The organism is Sphaerimonospora thailandensis, from assembly GCF_016863115.1.
In the GTDB taxonomy this organism is placed as follows: domain Bacteria; phylum Actinomycetota; class Actinomycetes; order Streptosporangiales; family Streptosporangiaceae; genus Sphaerimonospora; species Sphaerimonospora cavernae.
In genome coordinates, this window is record NZ_BOOG01000101.1 from 1 (window position 1) to 5,031 (window position 5,031).

Annotated in this window: 4 protein-coding genes; 1 reads left to right on the forward strand and 3 read right to left on the reverse strand. The window is 62.8% G+C overall.

Annotation, left to right across the window (positions count from 1 at the left end; genetic code table 11):
• Positions 1 to 94: 94 nt before the first annotated feature.
• From Mth01_RS28880 to Mth01_RS28890, 3 genes are all read right to left on the reverse strand, one after another.
• Complete coding sequence (locus tag Mth01_RS28880; protein ID WP_204019129.1) at positions 95 to 910, reverse strand: hypothetical protein; 816 nt, start codon at positions 908 to 910, stop codon at positions 95 to 97.
• Positions 911 to 939: 29 nt separating this feature from the next.
• Positions 940 to 1,701, reverse strand: coding sequence for a HipA domain-containing protein (locus Mth01_RS28885; protein WP_204019130.1), 762 nt, complete (start codon positions 1,699 to 1,701; stop codon positions 940 to 942).
• Positions 1,702 to 2,113: 412 nt separating this feature from the next.
• Positions 2,114 to 3,463, reverse strand: coding sequence for a dihydrolipoyl dehydrogenase family protein (locus Mth01_RS28890; RefSeq protein WP_204019131.1), 1,350 nt, complete (start codon positions 3,461 to 3,463; stop codon positions 2,114 to 2,116).
• 289 nt (positions 3,464 to 3,752) lie between these two features.
• Here Mth01_RS28890 and Mth01_RS28895 point away from each other — a divergent pair, with 289 nt between their 5' ends.
• Complete coding sequence (locus tag Mth01_RS28895) at positions 3,753 to 3,998, forward strand: hypothetical protein (RefSeq protein WP_204019132.1); 246 nt, start codon at positions 3,753 to 3,755, stop codon at positions 3,996 to 3,998.
• The last annotated feature ends 1,033 nt before the right edge of the window (positions 3,999 to 5,031 follow it).

The window sequence follows — 5,031 nt, forward strand, 5'->3', positions numbered from 1 at the left end:
ACTCGCCGCGGCGAGCAGGCTGCGGACCGGCATTCGATGACCACTGCCGCCACCCGTGGCACCGACTTGGGTGCTTGCGGTCCTCCAGACGCCTTCAGTGCCGGCTTTTACCCAGTTGAACCCTGAGGTTGCTCGCCGCAGTGGGAATATCGCTGACATCGAGGACGTCCGCGTATGTTTCCAGCAATGTCAGTTCTCGGTCTACGGCCTCTTGCGCGAGAATCGGATCAACTCCAGAGACACGATAGAGGGCAATGAATCGCTGCACCTCGTACGACTCGAGCACATGCTCAATGCGATACAGCAGATCATTGATCTTACGTAGGTTGCCGTCGCGGTTTCTGGCGGACAGCGGCACCCGCTCCATCAAAGCGATAGAGCCGTTCACATATTTATAGTTGAAGTTAACCTTGGTTTCCGCGGTTCGCCGTGATCCTCGAACCCGGATCAAGAAATCAGGCTCGCGTATTATTTCCCTATCGATCTCGGCTTTCACAAAGACCTGGTCGACCAGGACTTTGACGTCCTTACGCATATGCTCGCCGGCGCCCTGGAATTGGGAGAGCTCTGCTGTACGCACATCCACAAGGCTGCGGAAGAGTTGCTCAAGGGCTTCCCGGGGGCCGTCGTAGTCCAGTTCGTAAACGCCGCCCTCTTCGATGTAGAAACTATCGAGTGGACGTCGAGCCAATGTCTCCTGCACTCGGCTCCATGAGCCGCGATTCGCGTGATAGAGAAAGTATTTGACCCAGGCCTGATAACTCATGGGCTGCTGCACGACGTGAGCAGCCAGGGAGGGGTTCAGTTCACCGGACAAGGGGTCCTGGCCGAGAAAACGAGCGTACCCCGATTGCTCGTGAAGGAGGACAACTCCGACATTTCGTGGCTCACGGCGGTGCAGATCAGGCATATACTTGACGACGAACCATGGGGCCGACATCAGCTATCACCCGCCTCGCGTTTCCCACCGTCGAGCAGTGGCCAGACTTGCACCTTCTCGAACAGCTTCCGGCTCTTCTCAAGGTACGCTAGCAACCTGCCCTGACGGAACTCCAAAAATCTGATGACCTCGTCACGTTCTGTGGCGTTGATCAGCTTCAGGCGAAACGCCGTCCGCGCGACGTCCCTGATCAGGCCCTTGGGAACTGCGGCCATGCGCGCCGCCCACTCGTGCGCATGCTCAAGACTGCTCAGTTCGCTCACGAGACAGTGCCCGTCGAGGCACGGCTGATCTGCAGCCGTCCTGAGATCATCAGCAGCCTTCCCCCAACGCGAGCCCAGAAGAGCAAGGTCGTGATCGAAGATCACGCCACCGGATTCGGGGAGGTACCCGAGATTCCCGTCGTGTCTGTCGATGCCGTTTCGAATCCAGCAGTCGAACATGACGATGCCCATGCACAGCTGCGGGTCCTGCTCGGCCAACTCGGCGGGGATCACCGGCGGAAGGGTGCTGCCCTCCGGCCCGAACAACAGGCATACGTAACCGAGCTCGCGTGTCGACAACCTGACGATCTGCCCTGGTGGCACGGGGAGGCCCACGGCGGCAGCGACGCGTGCCGCGATGTACTCATTGGCAACGGCATAGGGGCGGTCAGGAGTGTTCAGTCGGCAAGCTGCTTGGAGACGGACATGCCTGACGTCACCGGTAGCACCATCGAGGGGAGCGCCCAGCGTCTCCAGCACGAAGTAGCCGGGAAGCATGCGTGGGGGGTTGGCCAATGCGCATACCTTCTCGTGATCGTTTGCGTCTGCCTTGATGACGTAGGAGGATTCCTTGATCCTCGAAGCTACAAGGATCCGTCGGCCCATGCACCCCCTGTCAGACGATCGAGCGGCTTGGCCTAGCAGAATGTCACCTCCGAGGAAACACGGAGGTTGCGGACATGATCGGCGGCATCCCGTTGGGAGAACGGGGTTGCTCACATGCTGCGCGAAGGCTTGCCGTACGCGTTGGTCACATCTGCCGGGTTAAGCCGGGTTCTGCAGCGTTCCGCCTACTCCGGCCGGGTGGGTGTGTCCATGCGGGCACGCCGTTGATCTCGCAACAACGCGGTGCCGTTCGTTGTAACAGATCCAGGCTCCCGAGAGCCCTCACGCGAGAGTTTGGGTACTACTACAGCATCCAGGCCATGTTGGAGGCCTGGGTCGGGTAGACGAACAGCGCGTGCTTCAGCGCGTCGGCGCGGACGTCCGCTCGGATGGCGAGAGCGAAGACGTTCGCGAGCTCGTCAGCCTCCGGGCCCAGGAGGTGAGCTCCGAGAATCTTGCCGCTGCCTTCCTCAACCAAGATCTTGTACATCGACGCCGGTTCGGCGACCCGCCGCGCCGAGTACCAGCCGGAGGTGTCCGCCTGGTTGACGGTGAAAGACAGGCCCTTGGCCTGAGCTTCCTGCTCGGTCATCCCCACCGCGCCCAGTGCGGGGATCGAATAGACCACACTCGCCATGCCGAGGTAGTCCGCCGTACGCTGGTTGCCCTCCAGGATGTTGTCGGCGACCAGGCCGCCCTCGTACTGAGCGAGAGGCGTCTCGGGCAGGCCTCCGCTGTCGGCCGCGTCACCCGCCGCGTACACCGCCGGGTTCGAGACGCTCTGCAGGTGGCCGTTGACCCGGACCCCGCGGCGATCGAACTCGACCCCTGCGGCGGACAGGTCGAGATCGTCCAACTCGGGTGCGCGACCAGCCGCATGGACGACCATGTCCGCCTCGAACACCTCAGACTCCGAATCGGTCAAGGCCGTGACCTTGAAGTTTCCCGGTGTTCCCTCGACACTCGTGACCTTGGTACCAGTCCGGACGTCGATGCCCACGTCACTGGTGCGCTCCAACAGCCGCGCCACGAGGTCCTGGTCGAAGTGTTTGAGCGGCTGAGCCCCCCGGTGCAAGATCGTGACTGTCGCCCCGGCCCTGGCCGCGATGTGGCTGAACTCGAAGGCGATGTAACCGCCTCCGACGAACACGATCCGTCGGGGCAACTCCGGCAGGTCGAGAAACTGGTCGCTGCGGGTGAGGTTGTTCTCGCCCTCGATGCCCAGCCTGGCCGGCCACGCGCCAACCGCTATGACCAGGTGGGCGCCGTCGAGCACGTCCTCGCCAACCTCGATCGAACGCGCGTCGAGAAAGCGTGCACGCCCGTGGAAGGTTTCCACCCCTGCTTGGACGAAGCCGTCCTCTCGATGCCGGGGAAAGGGGTCGGTGAACGTGCCCTTGAAACGGATCAGTTCGGGCCAGTCGATGCGCAGGTCCCCGGCGATGCCCCGGCCCTCCATGCGACGTTTCCGATCGATGATCTCGGCGGCTCCCACCAACACCTTCTTGGGGTCACAGCCGCGCAGCCCGCAGGTGCCGCCAAAGGGCCGGGAATCGACGATTGCCACCGTCCGGCCCGCCGCCCGGCACTGCATGGCCACCGCTGAGCCGGCTTCCCCTGTTCCGATCACGACGACGTCAAAGGACTTCTTCATGATCCACCCATCCTGGCTATCCGTTAGATCAGGCACTTATTCGTAGACGGCACCAATGATCTGACGCTGCTGCGCAACTGCCGCTCGCACGCGGACTGCCCGTGACCGTGCTGTGGGTCCTACCCGGGTCCACGAGTGGGACGCATCCGTCGACCAGGTCATGTACGGCCCGAGCCCCTGGCATCCAGAAAGATCAAAGTTGCATAGGGCCAGTTCGGGGCCAACATCGTCGCTACGGTTGCCGTTTGAAACAGGCCCTTGAGCACGTGTTCGGGAAGGACTGGCTTCATTGACCACGCATCGCCTCCGGTTCAGGGTCGCCCGTGAGAGGGCCATCGACATCGGAGCCATCGTCTGGGGCGCGGATCCGATCGACGCGCCCATTGCCGGAGGTGTCTCCGGAGAGACCCTGGCGGAGCTCCAAGACGAGGTCGAGGCGATAAAGCACTTCATCCTCGATCTACCCACCGATGTGCCCGTGGCTGTGGAGTACGTGTTCGAGCTCCCTGGAGTCTCCCCCCAAGGAGCTGATTAGCCAAAGGTAGCCGCTCGTGAGCACTCGAAAGGTCTCACGGGCCGCTATCCGGCTCCAGTCGCGCAAAGGGAACCATGCGCGACGCTCTCACCTCGCAGCGTCTGAGGAAGGAGACGTTTTCCAGTAGGTGAGCCAAAAGCTCATCCGGGTTCTCACGTACAGGTGATGCCACGACAGGCGATGCGTCGGCACCCGCGTCGATGAATACTGAGACACCCCTGCCCATGAGCTGTACATATTCGGGAGGCGTATCGCGCTCATACTTCAGGACAACATGCATTTCCCCGTCGGGCAGACATGGGAGTACAGCCCGCTCCGCATAGCCCACTTCCGGTCCAGCAATCATGAGCGTAACAGCGGGCATACCCGTGAACTTGTATAGCACGATTCGTCCCCTGGTCAAGCTGAAGACGAGCCGGTTCAACGCGCCCACAACCGTAACCACAAGTAGTGGCATAGCCAATCTCATTCCTCGTCCTCCCGGGGCTGAGAAGACTTCCAGCATAAGACGGCCGGGCTGAGGCTGGGCAGGCGAAATAAAACCGGTCCCGCCCTCTGACGTACTGAGCGGGCGGGAACCAGACGGCCGCTGACTTAACCGGGTAAGCCACGCGCCGAGGTGCCGACTGGACGGGCCTTTTGGCACGCACGGGCCGGGCCCTGACGGGTGGCCCGCCTGCCGCCACGGGGGTTGTACGGCAGGCGGGCCGTTTGACGGGACGGCCTTCCCCGGCGGGAAGGTGTTTCGTGGAAGGCCGCCCGCACCCTGCCGGTCACCGGCGCCAGCGACCAGCAGGGCGGCTCATCGGGCCTGCCACCCCGGGAAGCATCAGGTCGGGTACGGCCTGAGCCGTACGGCTTCCGGCTCTCGGGATGGCAAGACCGGTGATTGCGGTGAGCGTGCTACGCGGGCGGGGTCTCCATGACACCGAGAGCGGCCAGGCCGATGAGGTGCATTCCGGCGCTGCGGGCCTCGGCGATCGTCATCTCGATGACTGCGCGGTCGTCGATCTGGAGATGGATGCGGGGTTCG